Source organism: Gammaproteobacteria bacterium, from assembly GCA_029882975.1.
Lineage (GTDB): Bacteria > Pseudomonadota > Gammaproteobacteria > SZUA-152 > SZUA-152 > JAJDNG01.
In genome coordinates, this window is record JAOUJW010000016.1 from 78,839 (window position 1) to 98,312 (window position 19,474).

Here is a 19,474-nt window from a genome sequence, read left to right on the forward strand (position 1 = left end):
TCGGGGGGCGAGCGTTGGCCTGCGGGTTTAAGCGTACTCGCATAAAGTAACACTATGGGTGAATAGAAGAAAGCTTCTTACTGACAGCTCGGGGCGACTTTGTTGTATACCCTGATGGTACAGTTCCAATTGTTCCGCGTAGTGCCGCTGTAACAATTGTAGATCCTTGGGGTGGGTCACCGGGTGGCTTTTGTAATCAATAATCAGCGCTTCCTGGCTGCGAAAGATGACTCGGTCGATGATGCCGAACACCGTGCCATTTGCGCTTTCATAGGCGATATTCATTTCATTGTGGGCGTGGTCATACTGCGTCGGGTCGAAAATCCAACGTGTCTCTTTATGGGTGAACACAGCATTGGCTTCAGTATACCAAGCGTCCAGCGGCTGCTCTTCGTCCAGTATGTATTCATTATTGATTATGTTGAGGATTTCACCTCGAGTCCGGTTTTCGCATAGTAATTGTAAAATACGATGAATAATACGCCCGCGAATGAGTTGGTCCGCTTCGCCTGCAACTTGTAGATTGTCGTAGCGTAAAACGTCTCCTTGGCGGTCAACAAGCAAACCTTTATCACTGGGGGCAATTTCTTTTGTGACCGTGTTTGTGCCCAGTATGGCTGCAATATTTTGCAGTGCCGCATCCAGCTCTACTAATGGAACACGTTGCGGCTCCTCGTAGTTGATCGTGCCCATAACGCCACTTTGGATTTGTGTATAAGGCTGTTGCCGGTTGTGCAATTGCAGTTGCTTGTCGATGATGCCATACCAGCCGGAGTTTTCAGGTTTCTCACAACTACCGCTGATAAACAACCATTGGCGGGCTCGGGTCAGGGCAACATACAGGAGGTTAGCCTCTTCGCGTTGCTGCGCGAGTGTTTCCGTGTTTATGATGTCGCCGGTCAGTTCATCCAGATGGTCTTTCTTTGGAGTTAACATAAAACGTGCAGGTTTTTCCGCCTGTGCGGGCCATTTCACCAAGGCTTGGTAGGCGTTGGCTCTTTGGCCGCTGTCGGCTGCGTCCGCTAAAAATACCACCGGGGCCTCCATGCCTTTGGATGCGTGAATGGTCATAATGCGAACTTTGGACTCTCCCTGGGTTACGTTACCTTCGTCCGGCCCATCTTGTTCCGAAGCTTGCAGCATCTGTACATTGGCAAGAAAACGGCTGATGCTGGGGTAGCGTCCGGAGTCTGTTTCCAACGCCAATTCGATAAATCGGGTGAGATTGGCTCCGGCACTTTGTTTCATGTGGGCCGGGTATGCGGCTTGATAGCGGTTGAGTAAATTGGCTTCGGTGTAAATGCGGTCCAATAAATCGTGTACCGGTACGGTACCGGTTGCGTCTATCCATTGCTTCAAGAGTTTCCATGCATGGGATAGATTCAGGTTGATTGAGGTGGCAGAGGATTCAACCCGTTGTTGCAAGCGCGCCAACCAATTGCCTTTTCCGCTGTTGGCCAGTGTCATAAGGTCTTGTTCACTGCAACTGAATATGGGGCTGCGTAATACCGTGGCCAGAGACAGGTTGTTGTAAGGTGCGGTCAGGAACTGTAGCAAGGCAATAAGGTCACGTATTTCCAGGCTTTCCAGTAGAGTACCCCGTTGTGCGCTGTGATAAGGAATTCCGGCCTCGCGTAAAGCTTGCTCATAAGCGTGGCTATGGCTGCGCTTGCGTAACAAAATCATAATATCCTGGTACTGCATGGTGCGGCTATTTCCTCCCACGTCAACGGGAGTTTGCTCCTGTACCAGTTTTTGGATGATATTCGCTATTTCGCAACCTTCACGGTAATGGCGGGTGTCTTCAAATTCCGTTCGTGGTTGGAGCAGGGGGTTGCGTAGACCTGCGGGTGTCGTTTCCTCTGTCACTTCTTTGAGTAACAAGGGTAACAGTTCCACATGACCCCAAAGGTTTTCGTGCACGGTGTGATGTTCTTGAAAGTCGTAAATCTTTTCATGTAAGTCGCCGTCTGTAAAAACATAATTAACACATTGCATAATAGCCGGTGCGGAACGCCGCGATGTTGCCAGGGTTTGTGACTGTCCGCCCAGTCGTTGCTCGATCCAATCTTGGGCGGTATCGAACAGTTCAGGAGCGGCACGACGAAAACGATAGATGGATTGTTTTTTATCCCCCACAAGAAATACGCTGCGGCCGTTGTGTTCCTTAGAGGCTAACTCTTCCAGTAATGGCGCAATTAAGTGCCACTGAGTGGGATTGGTATCCTGGAACTCGTCGATAAGTAGATGATTGATACGTTGGTCCAGTTTGTATTGGATCCAGTGGGCATTGTCGGAATGGTTGAGTAAGCAATAGGTTTTCCATTCCAGGTCGGTAAAGTCCAATAAGCGTCGCTCGGCTTTTAGATTTTGAAACTCCCGGAGCAAGTCACTGCCGACGTTATACCAAGCGCAACTGGCATGGTGGAGTTTCAGACGCTTGATCCTGTCATTGCAATACACCAGCTTGGTCGAAACCTTATAGTGTATTTCCAAAAAACGGTCGGCGCCTGCGTGGCCCATTTTCTTTGTCATCACATTGGAAGGTTTGCGTGAACGTACCTCTCCTTGGCGTGTTAAAAAGACGTCAGCAACACCGGGGTAGGCTTTCCCCGGGTTACCGTCCGCGATAAAACCTTGGGCCATTTCCAACAGTCGTGCGTTTTTTTGGTTTGATGTGGTGGGGTGCAATGCTAATAACCGTTTGAAATCTTCAACCCAGTCCAGGGTTTCTGTATCAAAAAATGCTTCAATTGGATTGGTGTTCGGATCAATTTTAAGAGTCTGTTGTAGTTTTTCCTGAGCGTAAGCCACACTGTCGTGCTGTTCCCGGGTATAGGCCCACCAATCACTGCGATGCTCCAGAAAACTGTAGAGGGCGGTTTTGGTATTTCCGAGACTGCCGCAATGAGTAAACAAATGCTCCAGGTCCCGGGCGATACTCGACTCCGGTTGTCGGGTCAATCGTTGCTGCAGGAGATCCCAGGCTGTAGCCATAAGTTCAGAAGTGGATTCCAGTAATTCGAAGCCGGGTGGGACATCCGCTTCCAAGGGGAAACGCTGCAGAATTTCCTGGCAGAAGGCATGGAAGGTTGTGGTACGAATGTTTTGTGGTGATTGTAATAGGTCTTCATATAACCAGCGTGCTTTGTTCAAGGTTAAGGGATCTGTGGCTGCCTGAATTTGTTGCAGGTATTGCAGCAGTTCCGTCTCCGAGCATGCAGCCAGTTGGAATAAGCGATCTGAGAGCCGGGTTTGCATTTCAGCGGCGGCTTTGCGGGTAAAAGTGATGGCCAGTATGGCATCCGGTGCGCTGTCCTCCAGCAACAGGCGGATAATGCGCGAGACCAGCATCCACGTTTTACCCGTACCCGCAGATGCACTAACGCTGGCGCTGATGTGAGGTGAAATAGGGCTGGAACTGTGGCTCATAGGGGCTTACTTTACCGTTTCTGCGGCTGGGATTCACGTGCAATGCGAAAACTGGAATAAATCCAATCGTTTGATTCTGTTATGAAGGATTTTTTGTTTGTAGGAATTATCGTATATCTGTGTCAGGCAAGACAGGAAAAACCCCCTTCTTCGTCTTATATCTGTTTTAGATTAGAGTGTTAACTAATTGATAGTAAAACCAATATAGTAATTAGATTGAGTCAAGCCGCGATTATTTTGTGGTCTATTTCAGGCTTGTGAATTTTATTCATTTTGGTATCTTTTCGCTCAGACCTTTCAGCGTTGATTAGCACGGAGGGCCTCAAGGAAGAGAGGAGGGAGTGATGATCATAGGATGTGATTCGGACAACGGAAGTTCGGAATGGAGGTAGAAATAGGCGGTTTCTTCGGGAGCCGCCTTCTACCACAAAAATGATCATTCTTTAATTAAGCCAGGGTTTTACACCGGGTCTTCAAGTTTTACTTCTCGATTGTGATCAATAGATAGTTTGTTTTCCGTTTTTACCGCTTTTCCCCACTTACCACCTGAGACATCAGGTTTCCCCCGTGATGCAGTAGGTTTTGTAGGTGGGGAGGTAATTCTTTTACGACGGGTTTTGTGTCGACTACGCAAGAGAAGGGTGCGCAAGGCCATGTTTCCGTAATCTTACTCGTCCAGCCAACTCTGTTTGCGACACAGGCCTTCCATAGCGCAGTACCGGCAGGTTTTGCTGTCGCCCCAGGCCGGTAAGGGGGTGCCATTGTGCATGGCCTGAATGATATCCTGGAGGCGATCGCTTACCAGGGAGGTGAGTTGTGACAATTCCTCACCGCCCAATTCGCTACTGCTGATTTTATTGGCGTCAAAGGATAAGTATTGAACTTTAGCCACCGCCTGATCGGTGGTTAAGCTTTGGCCCAGCAATGCGTAAAAGGGCAATTGGATTCTTTCACCGGAGAGAATCTCCGCTTGTTTGGGGGCTTTACCACTTTTGTAGTCGATAATGTTCATGCCTTCCTTGCCGGTATCGATTCGGTCCAGGCGGCCATGGGTTTCAAACAATGGGTTTTCCTGTCGGGTAACCGCCTGCTCCACTTGGTACACTTGCCAATCCATTTGATGTTCGATTTGCCATTCAATATATTGATCAATCATGGCCTGCCATTGTTTCAACCAACTTCGATGCACGAAATTTTCTTCAATGTCTTGGGCGAATACCTGTAGAGAAATTTGCTGAAGTAACTCTGTGGCAGCTTCCCGGTTTGCATGGGTAATACCTTGGCTAAACGGTCCTGGTAAGCCTGTGATGCCGCCATGGAAAGCCTGCAGGCATTTGTGCACACGTTCACCGTAGTCGGATTTTTGCAACATGTCCCGTATGGATTCGGGTGGGCTCAGTTTCAGGCAGCGAGCGGCGAAAAACTGGTAGGGACAGTTCATCAGCTCTTGATAAGCCCCGGCACTGATCTTTTTGGGTATGAGGCCGGGGTCTACCGGGCTGCGAGCTGGTCCTTGAGCTTGGGGTAATGGTAATGTGGAATCATGAATTTGGTGTCGGTTCTGTGCCACAACGGTTTCCAGGTATGGGTCTGTCGGAACCTGGCCATAGCTTAAGCGATGAAACGCTTCCAGTGCTTCTACCCAGGGTGAGCCTATAATCTCCTCATCGTTTTCGTGGCTGCGTTTACTGATCAGTATGGAAGGTTTATTGTCGGCGCAACGGCTGACGCTGTGCAATAAACGATAGAACCAGTGAAACTGGGTGTGATTCAGTTCCTGCGTACTATTCAATCCCAAGCCGGCTCGCACGGATTGGTTGAAAAAAGGTGACGTGGGGGGGTTGCCCGGTAGGAACTCTTTTTCCGCAGAGGCTATGATCAGGGCATCAAAGCGGCGCAAATCACTTTGCGCCAGACTCATGAGGTGGACCGGCCCGGTGGAACCGGGCGGCAGAAAATACGCCCGTTCCAGCAATTGCCCCAGCCAGGCGCGAAATTCCACCCAGTTCATGGTGAGGTTGCTGTGAGTGGCTGCGGCGGCGGCGGGTTGCAGGGTTTCCAGAATTTTTCTGCCGGCGTCGTCGCGGCTCAAGCCTTGTTTTACCCCCAATCGGTCCAGACTGGTCATGAGTGCCTGGATTAATTGCTTAGGGCTATGAGACTGCTGCTGGAGTTGCTGCAAGGGTTCTGCAGCGTGCTCAATTTTCTTAAGTAAGGGTTCTATGTTTGCATAGTATGCCGCCAATTCCGGATTGAGGCGGTTCATGCGATAGCGGCTATGGTTGACGTAGCGCTCTATGTTATTGCTGATGTTTTCTTCGAACACAATGTTTTTTTCAAAGCGATACACCGTGTGTAAAAACTCATCCGTATCGACTTCAGGCTTAACGAAAGGCGATTTGAGGAAGTCCAACAGGGGTTGATAGTGGAAGTCTGTTTCTATACATTGCAGCCAGCGTTCAACGACGGTTGCCGCGCTGGTGGTAGAGAGTATCCAGCCGGCGGCGTCGTTTAAGTGGATATCGGCCCGTTCCAGCAGGGCACGCACTCGCCGGGCCAGACGCCGGTTTTCGGTGACGATACCTATGCGTTGTTTGCCTTGAAGTAGCCAACGGCGAACTTGAAATTCTACCGCTTGGGCCTCTTGTTCCGAGGAGGCGGCCTTGTAAACCCGTAAAACAGGCTCCAGCGGGCTTTGTGGCTGCTGTTGTGTGAACTGTTGAGCGCGCTGCTGCAGGGGGATATTGTCATGGCGGTATACCCGCTGCAATAAGCGTTCATATTGACCTTGCTGTTTAGATTTTGCAGGTAACATTGGAATTTGCAGCTTACTGTGTAGAGGGATAATGTGGGCGTTCAGGGGACTTCGCCCCGTCGACTTTGCCGCGTCGGCTTGAATGCCATAGTACAGCTTGCCCTTGATCATAAGGCTGTTTATCCATTGCGATTCGGCCAAGGACAAGCGGGTTTGGCCCAAGAGGTAAAGTTGTTGCCGGTCCGAGCGATGGCACAACTGATCCAGGCGTCGTTTCAATTTCATCACATAGGCATTGACCGGGTCGGTTAAACCCACCGCCTGCAATTGTTGTTGCATGGCATACCACAGTGTGTGCACCAGGCGGGCTTCCTGATTCAGGGGCAGGGAATTGCCGGAGACACCATAGGCAGACTCCAGCTCTATTTGAAAGTTCTTTAGTTGTGCGGGAATGGGTACCAGGCTGTGACTGAAATCATCAAACAACTCCAGTAAGTTTTGCGCCAAGGCCCAGGGACTGCCGTGGCCATATAGATCAGGGTGTTGTTTTAAGGCCTGCACCAACATGAGTTCCCGGCTTTGCAAGGGTGCAATATGTACATCGCTGAGTTCTTGTTGAGAGACCCATTGATCCAGAGTGTTGATTTGTAGTCCCAGCAGAGCGTTGCATTGAGGTTTAGACGCTTGCAACAGATAGTAACGGAAGGTCGCTGCCGCTTGGGGGTTGGACAGTAATACCACCACATGGCTCAAGTCCGGTAATTCACTGCGATGCAGCCGGATAATTTTTTGCGCCAGATACTTTAAGGCGTTGGTTTCGTAGGGGATGAGTTCCAGCTCATTTTTAAACGGGGGTGGCGTTCTTTCCTGCGTAGGAAATAGTTCCGACTGCACTTCATCCGGCACCATGGTTTGTGTCAGCGTTCCAACAATTTCAATTTATCCGGCTTTCCGTCCCATTCCTTGGCGTCATCCGGGGCGTCCTTTTTCTCTGTGATCACCGGCCACTGAGCCGCCAGCTCGGCATTGAGAGCGACAAAATGCTTTTGCTCCTCTGGCACATCGTCTTCGTCAAAAATAGCCTCGGCGGGGCACTCCGGTTCACATAAAGAACAATCGATACATTCTTCAGGGTCTATTACCAGAAAATTGGGTCCTTCGTGAAAACAATCCACCGGGCAGACCTCCACACAATCGGTGTATTTACACTTGATACAATTTTCTACTACGACAAAAGTCATGGGTGTTCTCCAATTATTTACTTAATTCTTTCAAGCGGTATAGAAGCTCCAGCGCTTGGCGTGGGGTCAGTTCGTCCACGTCCGCGGCTCGTAATTGTTCCAGTGCCGGGTGGTGTTCGTCGGCAAACAGGGATATTTGGCCCTGGTTGCGCTGGGTGGTGTTGAGCGGTAACTGGGGTTCCATACGTTGGGCCGCGCTGCTGTTTTCCAACTGTACCAGTTTATTTTTGGCCAGACTGATGACCTGTGTCGGTACTCCGGCCAGTGCGGCCACTTGCAATCCGTAACTTTGATTTGCCGGCCCTTCTTTTACGCTGTGCATGAACACAATGCCTTTATCGTGTTCCACCGCATCCAGATGCACATTGGCTACTGCCGGCAGGTTTTCCGGCAACACGGTGAGTTCGAAGTAGTGGGTGGCAAATAATGTAAAAGCTCGGATTCGTTCGGCCAGTTGTTCGGCGCAGGCCCAGGCCAGCGATAATCCGTCAAAAGTACTGGTGCCACGGCCCACTTCATCCATCAGCACCAAACTGTTTGCGGTGGCATTGTGGAGAATGTTGGCGGTTTCCGTCATTTCCACCATAAAAGTGGAGCGGCCGCCGGCGAGGTCATCCGCCGCGCCGATCCGGGTGAAAATTCGGTCGATGGGACCAATGACCGCCTCAGCGGCAGGCACAAAACTGCCCATATAAGCCATGAGTACAATTAAAGCGGTTTGACGCATGTAGGTGGATTTGCCGCCCATATTGGGTCCGGTAATAATCAGCATACGGCGGGAATCGTCGAACAGGACATCATTGGGGATAAAGGGTTGGTCCAGTACCTGTTCTACCACCGGGTGTCGACTTTCCCGTAGCTTAAGACCCGCGTGTTGCACCAATTGGGGTTGAACCAGGTTCAAGGTGTCGGCACGTTCGGCCAGAGTGTTTAAGACATCGGTTTGCGCCAGGGCGTCTGCGCATTGCTGTAAGCGGGCCAGATACGGAGTGACTTGATCAAATAATTCTTCATAGAGGGCTTTTTCACGAGCCAGGGCTCTTTCTGATGCGCTCAGAGCCTTGTCTTCAAAGCGTTTCAACTCCGGTGTGATGTAACGTTCGGCACTTTTGAGCGTTTGCCGACGGGTATAGTCTTCGGGAATTTTGTCGGAGTGAATTCGACTGATTTCAATATAGTAACCGTGGACTCGGTTATAGCTCACCTTCAGAGTGCTGATACCGGTACGGTTTTTTTCCCGTTCTTCCAGGTCCAACAAATATTGACCGGCGTTTTCTTTTAATGAACGCAGTTCATCCAACTCGGAATCGTAACCCGGAGCAATGACGCCGCCCTCACGTATGGTCATCGGGGGGGCGTCAATGATAGCTTGTAATAGCAGGCGTTGCAGCTCGGGAAAATCACCCAGTTGAGTATGCAGCGATTCCAGTAAGGGAGAACTGGTTGCCGATAATATTTGCATCAGTTCCCGGCGTAGGGCCGGCAGCCGTTCCAGGGTATCGCGGAGTGCGGCAAAATCTCGGGGTCGCGCACTTCGTATGGCCATGCGCGAGAGGATTCGTTCCAGGTCCCCCATGCCTTGTAACAACGGTTGTACCGATTCGAAACGTCGATTCATTACCAGAGTTTCTATGCATTGATGCCGTTGCTGTATTAACTGTTGCTGCGTGAGGGGGCGTTTGATCCAACGTCGCAGGCAACGACTCCCCATGGCGGTGCTGCTGTTGTCCAAGACCGCTGCCAGGGTGTTGTCGCGACCACCAGACAAATTGGTTTCCAATTCGAGATTCCTGCGGCTGGCCGCATCGATAATGATACTGTCCTCGCGGCGCTCCTGTTTCATAGTGCGTATATGGGGTAAGGCCGAGCGCTGCGTGTCTTTCACATACTGCATCAGACATCCGGCGGCACATATGGCCAAGGGAGCGTCATCACAACCGAAGCCTTGTAAATCTCGGGTACCAAAGTGGGTGCACAAAAGACGTTGGGTACTGTCCAGTTCAAACAGCCAAGGGCCCTGACGACGGATTCCTTTGCGTTGCAATAGGGTAGCGGGTAAGCAGGTTTGATCGCTGACCAGTAATTCGGCTGCTTGTAAACGCTCCAGTTCACTGTTGAGTCCTTCCAGGCTGGAGCATTGCATAAGCGTAAAACGGCCGCTGCTCACATCCAGTGCGGCGATGCCGAAGCGCTTGTCCTGATCAAAGACACATACTATGAGGTTATCGCTGCGTTCTTCCAGCAAGGTTTCATCGGTGATAGTACCGGGAGTAACGATGCGGACCACTTGACGTTCGACCGGGCCTTTGGACGTTGCGGGATCACCGATTTGTTCGCAAATAGCCACCGATTCGCCCAGTTTGACCAGTTTGGCTAAATAAGTGTCCGCGGCGTGGAATGGCACACCGGCCATAGGGATAGGCTGGCCGTTGGATTTGCCGCGAGTGGTAAGAGTAATGTCGATAAGTTGGGAAACTTTGCGGGCATCATCGAAAAAAAGCTCATAAAAATCGCCCATTCGGTAAAATAGGAGCGTATGGGGATGGTCCGCCTTGATGCGTAAATATTGCTGCATCATGGGGGTATGTTGTGTCGGATTCAGTGTCTCAGTCATTCGCGGAAGTGTAACGAATTTATCCAAGGGACTCTACTCTCATACGCTCCACTTCTGTTTCTCCGCATCTGTCCATCCTGCGCCGCGATTTACCCGGGCCAATGTAAGCATGTCCAAAGCGGCGGTCAGACCAGGACGTCGGATCAAGTTATCCAAGCAAGACGTACTAACCGGGGAAATCCAAGTGGGAAAATAACGTTTTAACCGCTACTATGTATCACAGTCAATGGAGTTAAAATGGAGTTAAGACTGTGTCTAAGAAAAGGATCATCTCAGGATGGAGTTTTGCATTGGGGTTGTTTGAAGGGTTGTTTGAAGGGCTGTTTGAAGGGTTGTTCGGGAGGGTTTTTGGAGGGCTGTTTTGGTATTTGTTTTGGACAGTAACGGGAGTTGCTGTACTTTCTTCCTGCGGAGTTGTCGGCGTTAATAACCCAGTAAACGAAGCTTTGGTGAATAAACGCTATGCCACGCAATCCGTGGAACAGGTGATGCAAAACCTGACTGTACGGATGAGCAAAGCCAAGGGTGAACGCTTGGAGTTATATTCGCCGGGTTTATATACCCAGTCCAATGAAGCGTTTTCCCAAGCGCAATCGTCTTTTTTAAGTCGTGCACCGGCGGCACAAGTCTACCGCCAGGCTTATGTCACGGAAACTCTACTGGATGACGCCTTCAAAGTAAAAAAAATGGCCAGCGGTAATATGCGTGATGTGTTTGATGCAGTCAATGAACTGGAAGCCAAAAATATTACGGCCACTTATATGGCTCAGTATAATACAGTGATGTCCAAGGTCGCTTCTTTGGTGACTATTTTGGAGGAGCGGGTTCAGTCAGGCGGCGCTGTGGACTTACACCTGATGCATCGTTTTGATATGGATCGCAAAGATTTGATGCATTATATCCAAGGATTGAAAATTCAGCTGGTTCGTTTTAATCAATTGGAACAAACCATGGCCATATTGGACGGTTTTGCAGACGAAGCCCGCCAATACGCACCTAAGACATTTGCAAAAGTGGAAAAAGCGCGGCAGCGAGCTGATGAGATCATTGTTCGTCACGTGGATGACGCGGCGACCGTCAGGCAAGCGAGTCGTGAGTTTTTGTTTCATGTAAAGCATGCTTTGCACATTACCAACAGCGTGATGCAGCTGAGTAAGCTATCCGGAGATAAATTGGAAGACTATGTGCTGGATCTGGAGCATAAGTTAATCCCAGTGAGTAATGCCTTGGAACTGGGCGATTTGCGCGATAAAAACTTTTTTGAACAAACCGTTAAGATAGCGCAGGCCGCCAGTCACCTCATGCACAAAAAAACCAAACTGGAACAGGCGCAAGCCGATTCGAAGTCTGACACGGAACCCAAAGCACAGGCAGAAAATTCAGCCGAGGACCACGATACGCCAACCGGTGCAAGCACAGAGTTAAAGGCCGGGGGCAAGACGGAAAAGGCAAAAGTGGCCATCAGTCAGGGCTTGGATTCCTTACCGTTAAGCCAAGCGCAGTCGAATCACGAAATCAAACGATTAAACCAAAAGATAAGCAATCTGCAGTTCGAGATCAGCGGATTGAAACGCGGTGAACGACCCTTGCGGGATAAAATCTGGTTGCTGGAACAGCGGATTAGCGAGTTGGGGCAGGAAAATCAACGTCTCACTAAACGGTTGAGTCAACGCTAACGAATTTAATACAAATGATCCGGTGCGCGGAGGCCGGGCACCGGATCTTTTTTGACTGTTCTTTCGCTCTCTATAGCAGTGTTTTAAGAAATTTTATGACATCGGCAATTTCCTGGTCCGACAACATTTTTTCCCAGGACGGCATTATATTGGAACGACCCATTGCTTCACCGCCCATGCGAATAATCATTTCCTTGTACGTATCATTTTTATCGCTCACGCTAAGATTCGCCGGGCGTGGGGTATAAAACTTGGCGGCAGGACCGTCGCCGCGCCCTTTGGTACCGTGGCATTGGACACAGTGAGTTTTAAACACCGATTCACCACGTTTTTCCGGCGAACCCAGAACATTAATGTAGGCAATCACATCCTGGATTTCTTTTCGAGTCAGCACATCTTTCCACGGCGGCATTTTGCCTTGGCCTTTGCTGATAATACGCAAGTACTGGCCATTGTCATTGAAATGCCGCGGGTTGCTGGTTTTCATGCCCACGCGACCGTCTTTACCGTGACAGGATTCGCAATGCTGCTTATACACATTACCGCCATTGACAATGGGTTTGGTCAGGGCCTTTTCAACATCGTGACGGTTTTCGTCCGCGCTTACGCCACCATGCCATACCAATACCAGGGTGGCTAGGGTTAGAGTAATGAGTTTTTGGTTCATTCGACCGTGACCTCCAGAAACATTTGCGGATGAATAGCGCATTCAATCTCTGCCGTGCCCACCTTATTGAAAACAACAGTTTTTGCCTGGCCTTTAGGGTAAGACCCCAGGTCAAACTTTTTCAAAGGCGATAAAGAAAAAACATTGTGGGCAAAGGGATCGGCATTTTCAAAACGCAATACAACACCGGTTTTGACCACCAGACTGCTGACCTGACTGCCGTCTTGCACGAAAGAACGGTCTTTTTGCAGTATGGTGATTTCTCCCTTCGCTTTTGCCACGGCACTGCCGACACTGAAAAGACACACCACAATAACGCCGATTAACAGAGGGTATTTCATGATGACTCCTTTCCGGAAATAAGTTGGGTAGGCAGTTCTGGTACGGCAACAAACTCGGAATCTCCGACCAAGCTTTTGAGAAATTCCAGCAATTCTTGTTTCTCGATTTTGCTTAAATTCAAAGGTTCAATGTTTGGAGACAAATTGCTTTTAATATCGCCGCCGCGGTCATAATGATCGATGACTTCTTCCAGCGTGGCGTAGATGCCGTTATGCATATAAGGTGCGGTTTTGGTGATATCTCTTAAAGTGGGCGTTTTAAAAGCCCCTTTGGAAATTTCCACCGGGCGGATGCTGAAACGGCCTTGATCATCGCCGCTGTTTTTCAGGCCTATATTGTGAAAACCGTTGTCGGCAAAATTGTGACCCATATGACATTTATTGCAATTGGCTTTACCGTTAAACAATTTAAAACCGTTTTTAGCCGCGATGCTGATAGCGCCTTCTTTGCCTTTTATCCATTCATCAAACGGTGAGTTGGAGGCAACGATGGTGCGTTGGAAATTGGCCAAAGCTTTGGCTATAGTGTCTTTGCTGATACCTTCACCCGGATAGGCCGCTTCAAACATTTTTACGTAGTCGGCAAGGCTGCTCAGTTCCTTGACCAGTTCATCCACGTTCTGATTCATTTCTTCCGGCGCTTCAATGGGGCCGAGTGCTTGTTTTTCCAAGCTGCGAAAACGGCCGTCCCACATGTGTAGTTTGTTATAGGCTACATTGGTAATGGTGGGGGTGGCTCGTTCCAGTAATTGCTGGTTATTGCCAATGGCGGTGGGTAAGCCGTCCGACCATCCCATGGCCGGATTGTGGCAGGTGGCGCAGCTGATCCAATTGGAGCCTGACAAGCGGGGATCGAAAAACAGCGTTTTTCCCAGTTGCACGCGTTGCGGTGTGGTTTGGTTTTTGGCCGGAATTTCAAGAGTGGGTTGCGCATACTGTTTTTGCAACTCGCTGAGCATTTGTTCTGAGAACACGGTGTAACCGCCGTATCCTGCTGCGGCAAGTCCCACAACCGAACCCAGAATTAAAGTGAGCTTTATGGGTTTCATAATTGTATTCCATTCATGTCGTGAATAAAGATTTCTACGCGAACAAGACTTTTGTAGGTGCTATAAATATCGACCAAGTGGCTGGAAAATTTAGAAAAAGTTTACATTTGGGTGTAAATTTTATTCAGATCGTGATTTTTGCCCGCGCAAAAAAATGCCGCCATGCGGCGGCATATATGACGGAATTTGTCTGTTTCTAAAACTCTGATTGTGCTGAGTAGTGGTTGGGCAGATATGGCAGTTGTACCTGCATGGATTCTCCGCTCAATGTTTTTAGAAACGCTACCAGGTCGGCTTTTTCTTTGTCACTTAAGTTCAAAGGTTCGATGTTGGGTGATAAATTGCCTTTGGCATCGCCACCACGATCATAGTGATCAACCACTTCTTCCAGAGTATTGTAAATGCCATTGTGCATATAGGGTGCGGTTTTGGCGATATCTCTCAAGGTAGGAGTCTTAAAGGCACCCATGGAGATCTTGACGGGTCTTACGCCAAAGCGGCCTTCGTCCTGGTTGCTTTTCAGGCCGATGTTATGAAAGCCGTCGTCCACAAAATTAAAACCCATATGGCATTTGGCGCAATTGGCTTTACCGGTAAATAAGGCAAACCCACTTTTTGCTTCCTGACTGATAGCATCTTCGTCACCCACTACCCAACGGTCAAACGGTGCTTTGGTAGCAACGATGGTGCGTTGAAAACTGGACAGTGCTTTGGCGATGGTGTTTTTAGTGATGCCTTGTCCCGGGTATGCCTCAAAAAACAGTTGCTCGTATGCTTTAATCGCTTTGAGTTCAGTTACCAGTTCGTCCAGGTTCTGGTTCATTTCGTCCGGCGACTCTATCGGTCCCAGAGCCTGCTGTTCCAGGGTGCGGAAGCGACCATCCCACATTTGCATACGGTTGTAGGCCACATTCACCAAGGTGGGGGTGGCTCGTGCCAATTCCTTTTGTTTGTTACCGCGGGCTTTGGGCAGGCCGTCGGACCAGCCTAAAGCGGGGTTGTGGCAAGTGGCGCAGCTGATCCAGTTGGAGCCGGACAGGCGGGGATCAAAAAACAGCATTTTGCCGAGATTGATGCGCTCCGCGTTTAATTTATTGTCAACCGGGACTTTAAGGTCAGGACGTAGAAATTTTTCTTTCGTGTCCATTTCCGCTGCGGGTTGTGCCATGGTTGCAACGAACCCCACAATAACCAGGCCAGGGAGTAAGAATTTAGACATATTCATTTCAATACCTTCTATCCGTCGGGGACTTTCTCTTTACATCGTCATAGTTAAGGATATGTTAAGGAAAATTTCACACTTTATTGGATGAAAGGTCGAAAACACTTCATAAACGTTACTATACAAAACTTGAGAAATACTCAACGATGCAAGATATCCCTACGGGAAATACCATTATCAGCTAAAAACCATGAAATCTGTGTGAATTAATCGCGTAGGCGACGACCGTTTTGATCGCTTATTCGCAACTCATACTTATCTTTAAATCCGTGCAGCATATAGCCGGTAACGAATATGCTCCAGTCGCCTTCCATGGGATTGTCGATGCTGAGCCGTTCCGGTGCATCCAAAGTAGCCGCATCAAAATAGGCTTCGCCCAGGGGATTTATTACAATTAAATCAATATCATGGGGTGGATATTGGCCCCAATCACCTTCCCAGGATAACTCGAAATTCAATTGCCGCACATCTCCATCGTCGATTTCCAATTCAAAAACATCCACTTCGTCGTCACGCAGCCGCCCTGTTTTAAACGGTGTACTCAGTCGACGCTGTTGTGACGTCACCGTAAGCGTAGCGGAAACTTCACCGGCATTGGTCCAGTCCCCAAGTACAGCCAGACGCATCAGACCGGTTTGGGGTTGGGTGATGGTAAATTGCGCGTCTTCCTGAAATAATTCATCCAGTTTTAAATTGTTTGTCGTCACCGGGCCGTCGGCGACATTGATCCAGAGGCTGTCGCCAAAGTAGAGGTTTTGTTGTTCCTTCGGTAGTGCCATGGATACGTTGGAAAAATCAAGTTGTACCGATTCGGTGCCTAAATCGGTTTGCACCAATATATGCCGGGCCTGGCCCGGTTGTAACCGAACCTGGGTTTGGAAAGGTTCAGATGTGTCAATGATTGTTATTCCCAAATGGCGGATATTGCTTTTGACTTGTGTAGGTTCTTCCTCGTTGATATCGGGAAGAGCAGGGATGCGTGCCTCTAACCCTTGGGACATGAGCTGCAACGCGGTTGCCAGGTCAAGAAAGCCGGCCCCTTGGTCCAGAACCGTATCGCTTAGAATGGTGGGGTTAGCGCCTTGAATCAGGGCTTCGCGGATTTGTGCCGCTGTGCTGTTGGGAAAAGCCTGACGCAGTAACGCCACGGCGCCGGCGACGGTGGGAGCGGAAAATGAAGTTCCGGAAATAAGCATGATGCCACCGTCAGCGGGTTGTACGAACGATGCGTAACCGTTGGCCATTACGTCAATTCCAAGGCGACCATCGGCCGTGGGGCCACGGGAGCTGAAAAATGCCGTTTGAATGTGATTGCTGGGGCGATAGATGTTGCCCTCACCGGGGCCTAGTATCACATCTCGCAGAATGCGTTCATGTTGCGGGGTGCTGGCTGCCCCCACAGATATATTGGCTACACCGGTCGCAGGGCTGCCCACAGTTAAAGCGGCGAAGCCGTCGTTCCCGGCTGAGGTGACGACATTGATACCTTCCTTTAGCATTTCTCTAGCCAGCAGTTCTTCTATTTCGTGACCTGCAACCATGCCCATACCGCCCAAACTCAGGTTTACCACTTGAATATTCAAGGAATCATAAACATAAGGGTTGTCCTCACTGCCGTCGCCGGATATGGGGTCCGATGGCAGTCCTGCGTTGTAGTTCCTTTTTAACGTTAAGGCACGATCCATGGCGGCTAACACAACAGAGCTGGGCGTGCCGTCACCATTAGCAGGAAACACTTTCATGGCATACAAGCCTGCGTCCGGCGCTGAGCCCACCATGGGAACCATGGAGCTGGTGTCGTCCACGGGAATCACGCTGTCCGGTGCATGGGTACTTATCGCCTGCAGGAATTCGCTGCTGTTGTCAAAAACCACACCCACATGCGCTGCAATCATGCTACCTACCGCAGTGCCGTGAAAATCATTATGGGTACTGGTGGCACTGGGTTCATCCGGCAGGTCTACAAAATTTTCGCCGCCGATAACGCTGCCGGCCAAAGCCGGTACCACTTCCACATTGTTGGCGGTACCGGAATCGATGACCGCAACAATAACACCGGTACCTGTGATGCCTTGATCGTGGAGCTGTGTTGCACCTGTCAAAATATTATTGAAACTGTAGTTGTTGGGTTGCGCCGACTTTGTATTGATGTTTCGGTACGATGGCGCCACATTGGATACAATTCTTTGGTTTTTTTCCGGGATCGGGCGACGCAGTGTTTCGTCCTTACGCACGGTGGCAACGCCTGCGCTACGGGCGAGACGGTCTGCGTATTTGGCAGGAAGGGAAATAGCCAAAGCATTGAAACTGTTATACCGTTGATCCACATTCCCATTCAGTTGCAATACCTGATTGGCAACGGGATCACAACTGCCTTGACACATAACAATCAGTTGATCGTTGTGTTTGAGTTCAACAGAGCGACCACTGTCTTTTGAACAACTGTTCAGTACGACACCGGTCAGTATGGTTAAGAAGATAATACGAAGCGTTGCAGCATTGCTGCGCCCGGCATGCCTTTCCATAGATTGCCCCCGATTGTTATTTGCTAACAGGATGACTGGTAGCGAGTTGTTCTGTCAGGTGCAATAATGCTTATAGCTATAGTGGGCTGTCAATGTTTAGGAAGGAATATTTAAAATGGCCGGTCGAATAATAGACGGGTTTAATCCAACGTAAAGAAGCAAGTCTGACGCCAGGTCAGACTTGCTCTGCAATTTGGTCAGTCTTAACCGACTTTTTTGTTCATGCGTTCTGTGTAGTTGCCGTATTGGGTATCCACAATTTTGATATGGCGGATTAACCATCCTTTCAAATCCATGAAGAACGTATCCGGCAGGGAGCCGGTGCCGGAAAGCTTGCGCTGGCTGTTTCGGATTTCATTAAGAAAATCCTCATGCGCTTGTTTATGCTCATCAAACAGGGGATAACCGATTTTTTTCAAATATTCTTCTTCATCGCCAAAGTGCTTGAGTGTGTAATCGTACATGGCATCAAACGCACGGCCCACCGTAGTGGCATTGCTGTTTTTACTTACTTCGTCATGCAGGGCATTAATGTAATTAATCCAGATTTTATGCTCATTGTTCATATCGCCGACTTTAACATCCAGCGACTGATCCCACTCCACAAACTTGCTCATAGACTTGTCCTCTTCAGGGTTTAGTTCACACAATTAACAATATCGGCGTGAGGTGTTAAATATTTAGTAACATTCCGCCTAAAGCCCTTGCTTGGAGCAGTGTTAATATTGAATGAAAACTAAGCTTATTGAAGAGGAGCCATTGCACAATTGCGGCGGGGTGACTTTGCAGGTCCCCCGCCGACGAATCAACCGGCTTTTTTATTCATGCGCTCGGTGTAGTTTCCGTATTGGGTATCCACGATTTTAATATGCCGTACCAGCCAGCCTTTCAGGTCGGCAAAGAAGTTTCTCTCCAACTCACCTTTGCTACTGAGAGCACGTTGACTACTGCGGATTTCCGCCAAGAAATCCTCATGCGCTTGTTTGTGCTCGTCAAAAAGCGGGTATCCGATTTTTTGTAAAAACTCTTCTTCATCACCGAAGTGTTTTACGGTGTAATCCAGCATGGCGTCGAAGGCTCGCATCACAACCGAGCTACTGGACTTTTTGGCGGCTTCATCATGCAGCGCGTTGATATAGTTGATCCAGATTTTGTGTTCGTTGTTCATATCGCCGACTTTTACGTCCAACGATTGATCCCATTCTACAAATTTGCTCATAGACTTGTCCTCAGGTTTAGTTCACACAGTTAACAATGTCGGACTGAAATGTTAAAACTTTAGTAAATTACTAAGGTATTTTGCGGGATTTAAAGCGGAGGAAGGGCATTCTAAACGAATAACCACATAAAGCGATGAAATTTCACCACTTTATATGGTTATTGAAATGGACGGGCTATCAGCCGGCTTTTCTTTCCATACGCTCAGTGAAGTTACCGTATTGGGTATCCACGATTTTGATATGACGTACCAACCAGCCTTTCAGGTCAGCAAAGAAGTGTTTTTCCAGCTCACCTTTGCTGCTCAAATTGCGTTGACTGGAGCGGATTTCGGACAGAAAGTCTTCATGAGCTTTTTTGTGCTCGTCAAACAGAGGATAACCGATTTTTTTCAAATACTCTTCTTCATCGCCGAAGTGCTTCAGAGTGTAATCCACCATATTGTCAAATGCACGCATGACGGCGTTGCTGTTGGATTTATTGGCTACCTCTTCGTGCAGTGTATTGATATAGTTGATCCAGATTTTGTGTTCATTGTTCATATCGCCGACTTTTACGTCCAACGATTGATCCCATTCTACGAATTTGGCCATTCCGTTTCCTCCTAGAGAGAGTTGTTTGTGATTCACACTCTGTTAACGGGAATTACCGCAGCACATTGATATTCGCATTGTAAAAAGTGTATGAATTTCGATGTGATGAATATGTGACTGGTTTGTGAAATAAACTCGGTA

At 49.0% G+C, this 19,474-nt stretch carries 13 protein-coding genes; 1 reads left to right on the forward strand and 12 read right to left on the reverse strand.

The features are described 5' to 3' along the window. Nucleotides 1–27: 27 nt before the first annotated feature. The 4 genes from OEY58_13090 to mutS all read right to left on the reverse strand — a co-directional run bounded on the left by OEY58_13090 (nt 28) and on the right by mutS (nt 10,042). Entirely contained in the window at nt 28–3,432 is a 3,405-nt protein-coding gene (locus OEY58_13090) for a UvrD-helicase domain-containing protein (GenBank protein ID MDH5326390.1), read from the reverse strand. Nucleotides 3,433–4,099: 667 nt separating this feature from the next. After that, nucleotides 4,100–7,081 carry a PD-(D/E)XK nuclease family protein gene (locus OEY58_13095; GenBank protein ID MDH5326391.1) on the reverse strand — a complete coding sequence of 994 codons (2,982 nt, stop codon included), beginning with the start codon at nt 7,079–7,081 and terminating at the stop codon, nt 4,100–4,102. Nucleotides 7,082–7,104: 23 nt separating this feature from the next. Next, complete coding sequence (locus tag OEY58_13100; GenBank protein MDH5326392.1) at nt 7,105–7,428, reverse strand: ferredoxin family protein; 324 nt, start codon at nt 7,426–7,428, stop codon at nt 7,105–7,107. Between the two features lie 13 nt (nt 7,429–7,441). Continuing rightward, nucleotides 7,442–10,042 carry a DNA mismatch repair protein MutS gene (mutS, locus tag OEY58_13105; GenBank protein MDH5326393.1) on the reverse strand — a complete coding sequence of 867 codons (2,601 nt, stop codon included), beginning with the start codon at nt 10,040–10,042 and terminating at the stop codon, nt 7,442–7,444. 251 nt (nt 10,043–10,293) lie between these two features. On the opposite strand from mutS, the gene OEY58_13110 reads away from it, so the two are divergent. Beyond that, nucleotides 10,294–11,718, forward strand: a complete 1,425-nt coding sequence (locus OEY58_13110) for a hypothetical protein (protein ID MDH5326394.1) — start codon at nt 10,294–10,296, stop codon at nt 11,716–11,718. Nucleotides 11,719–11,788: 70 nt separating this feature from the next. Here OEY58_13110 and OEY58_13115 read toward each other — a convergent pair whose 3' ends face one another. The 8 genes from OEY58_13115 to OEY58_13150 form a co-directional block, all read right to left on the reverse strand. After that, nucleotides 11,789–12,385, reverse strand: a complete 597-nt coding sequence (locus OEY58_13115; protein MDH5326395.1) for a c-type cytochrome — start codon at nt 12,383–12,385, stop codon at nt 11,789–11,791. Further along, nucleotides 12,382–12,726 carry a methylamine utilization protein gene (locus OEY58_13120; protein MDH5326396.1) on the reverse strand — a complete coding sequence of 115 codons (345 nt, stop codon included), beginning with the start codon at nt 12,724–12,726 and terminating at the stop codon, nt 12,382–12,384. Before OEY58_13120 ends, OEY58_13115 begins: the two co-directional genes overlap by 4 nt. Then, nucleotides 12,723–13,775 carry a tryptophan tryptophylquinone biosynthesis enzyme MauG gene (locus OEY58_13125; protein MDH5326397.1) on the reverse strand — a complete coding sequence of 351 codons (1,053 nt, stop codon included), beginning with the start codon at nt 13,773–13,775 and terminating at the stop codon, nt 12,723–12,725. The genes OEY58_13120 and OEY58_13125 overlap by 4 nt, the downstream gene beginning before the upstream one ends. 196 nt (nt 13,776–13,971) lie before the next feature. Beyond that, nucleotides 13,972–15,000 carry a c-type cytochrome gene (locus OEY58_13130; GenBank protein ID MDH5326398.1) on the reverse strand — a complete coding sequence of 343 codons (1,029 nt, stop codon included), beginning with the start codon at nt 14,998–15,000 and terminating at the stop codon, nt 13,972–13,974. Nucleotides 15,001–15,203: 203 nt separating this feature from the next. Beyond that, nucleotides 15,204–17,522, reverse strand: coding sequence for a S8 family serine peptidase (locus tag OEY58_13135; protein ID MDH5326399.1), 2,319 nt, complete (start codon nt 17,520–17,522; stop codon nt 15,204–15,206). 203 nt (nt 17,523–17,725) lie between these two features. Beyond that, complete coding sequence (locus OEY58_13140) at nt 17,726–18,139, reverse strand: bacteriohemerythrin (protein MDH5326400.1); 414 nt, start codon at nt 18,137–18,139, stop codon at nt 17,726–17,728. Between the two features lie 188 nt (nt 18,140–18,327). Continuing rightward, the gene (locus OEY58_13145; protein MDH5326401.1) at nt 18,328–18,741 is read right to left on the reverse strand and encodes a bacteriohemerythrin; all 414 of its coding nucleotides are present in this window, start codon (nt 18,739–18,741) and stop codon (nt 18,328–18,330) included. Nucleotides 18,742–18,919: 178 nt separating this feature from the next. Further along, nucleotides 18,920–19,333 (reverse strand): bacteriohemerythrin, encoded by a 414-nt coding sequence (locus OEY58_13150; protein ID MDH5326402.1) that lies wholly within the window; start codon nt 19,331–19,333, stop codon nt 18,920–18,922. Nucleotides 19,334–19,474 lie beyond the last annotated feature (141 nt).

Coding starts and splice junctions, on each gene's coding strand:
- OEY58_13150 (MDH5326402.1), bottom strand. CDS start 19,333: ATGGCCAAATTCGTAGAATGGGATCAATCGTTGGACGTAAAAGTCGGC.
- OEY58_13090 (MDH5326390.1), bottom strand. CDS start 3,432: ATGAGCCACAGTTCCAGCCCTATTTCACCTCACATCAGCGCCAGCGTT.
- OEY58_13145 (MDH5326401.1), bottom strand. CDS start 18,741: ATGAGCAAATTTGTAGAATGGGATCAATCGTTGGACGTAAAAGTCGGC.
- mutS (MDH5326393.1), bottom strand. CDS start 10,042: ATGACTGAGACACTGAATCCGACACAACATACCCCCATGATGCAGCAA.
- OEY58_13120 (MDH5326396.1), bottom strand. CDS start 12,726: ATGAAATACCCTCTGTTAATCGGCGTTATTGTGGTGTGTCTTTTCAGT.
- OEY58_13130 (MDH5326398.1), bottom strand. CDS start 15,000: ATGAATATGTCTAAATTCTTACTCCCTGGCCTGGTTATTGTGGGGTTC.
- OEY58_13125 (MDH5326397.1), bottom strand. CDS start 13,775: ATGAAACCCATAAAGCTCACTTTAATTCTGGGTTCGGTTGTGGGACTT.
- OEY58_13100 (MDH5326392.1), bottom strand. CDS start 7,428: ATGACTTTTGTCGTAGTAGAAAATTGTATCAAGTGTAAATACACCGAT.
- OEY58_13115 (MDH5326395.1), bottom strand. CDS start 12,385: ATGAACCAAAAACTCATTACTCTAACCCTAGCCACCCTGGTATTGGTA.
- OEY58_13135 (MDH5326399.1), bottom strand. CDS start 17,522: ATGGAAAGGCATGCCGGGCGCAGCAATGCTGCAACGCTTCGTATTATC.
- OEY58_13140 (MDH5326400.1), bottom strand. CDS start 18,139: ATGAGCAAGTTTGTGGAGTGGGATCAGTCGCTGGATGTTAAAGTCGGC.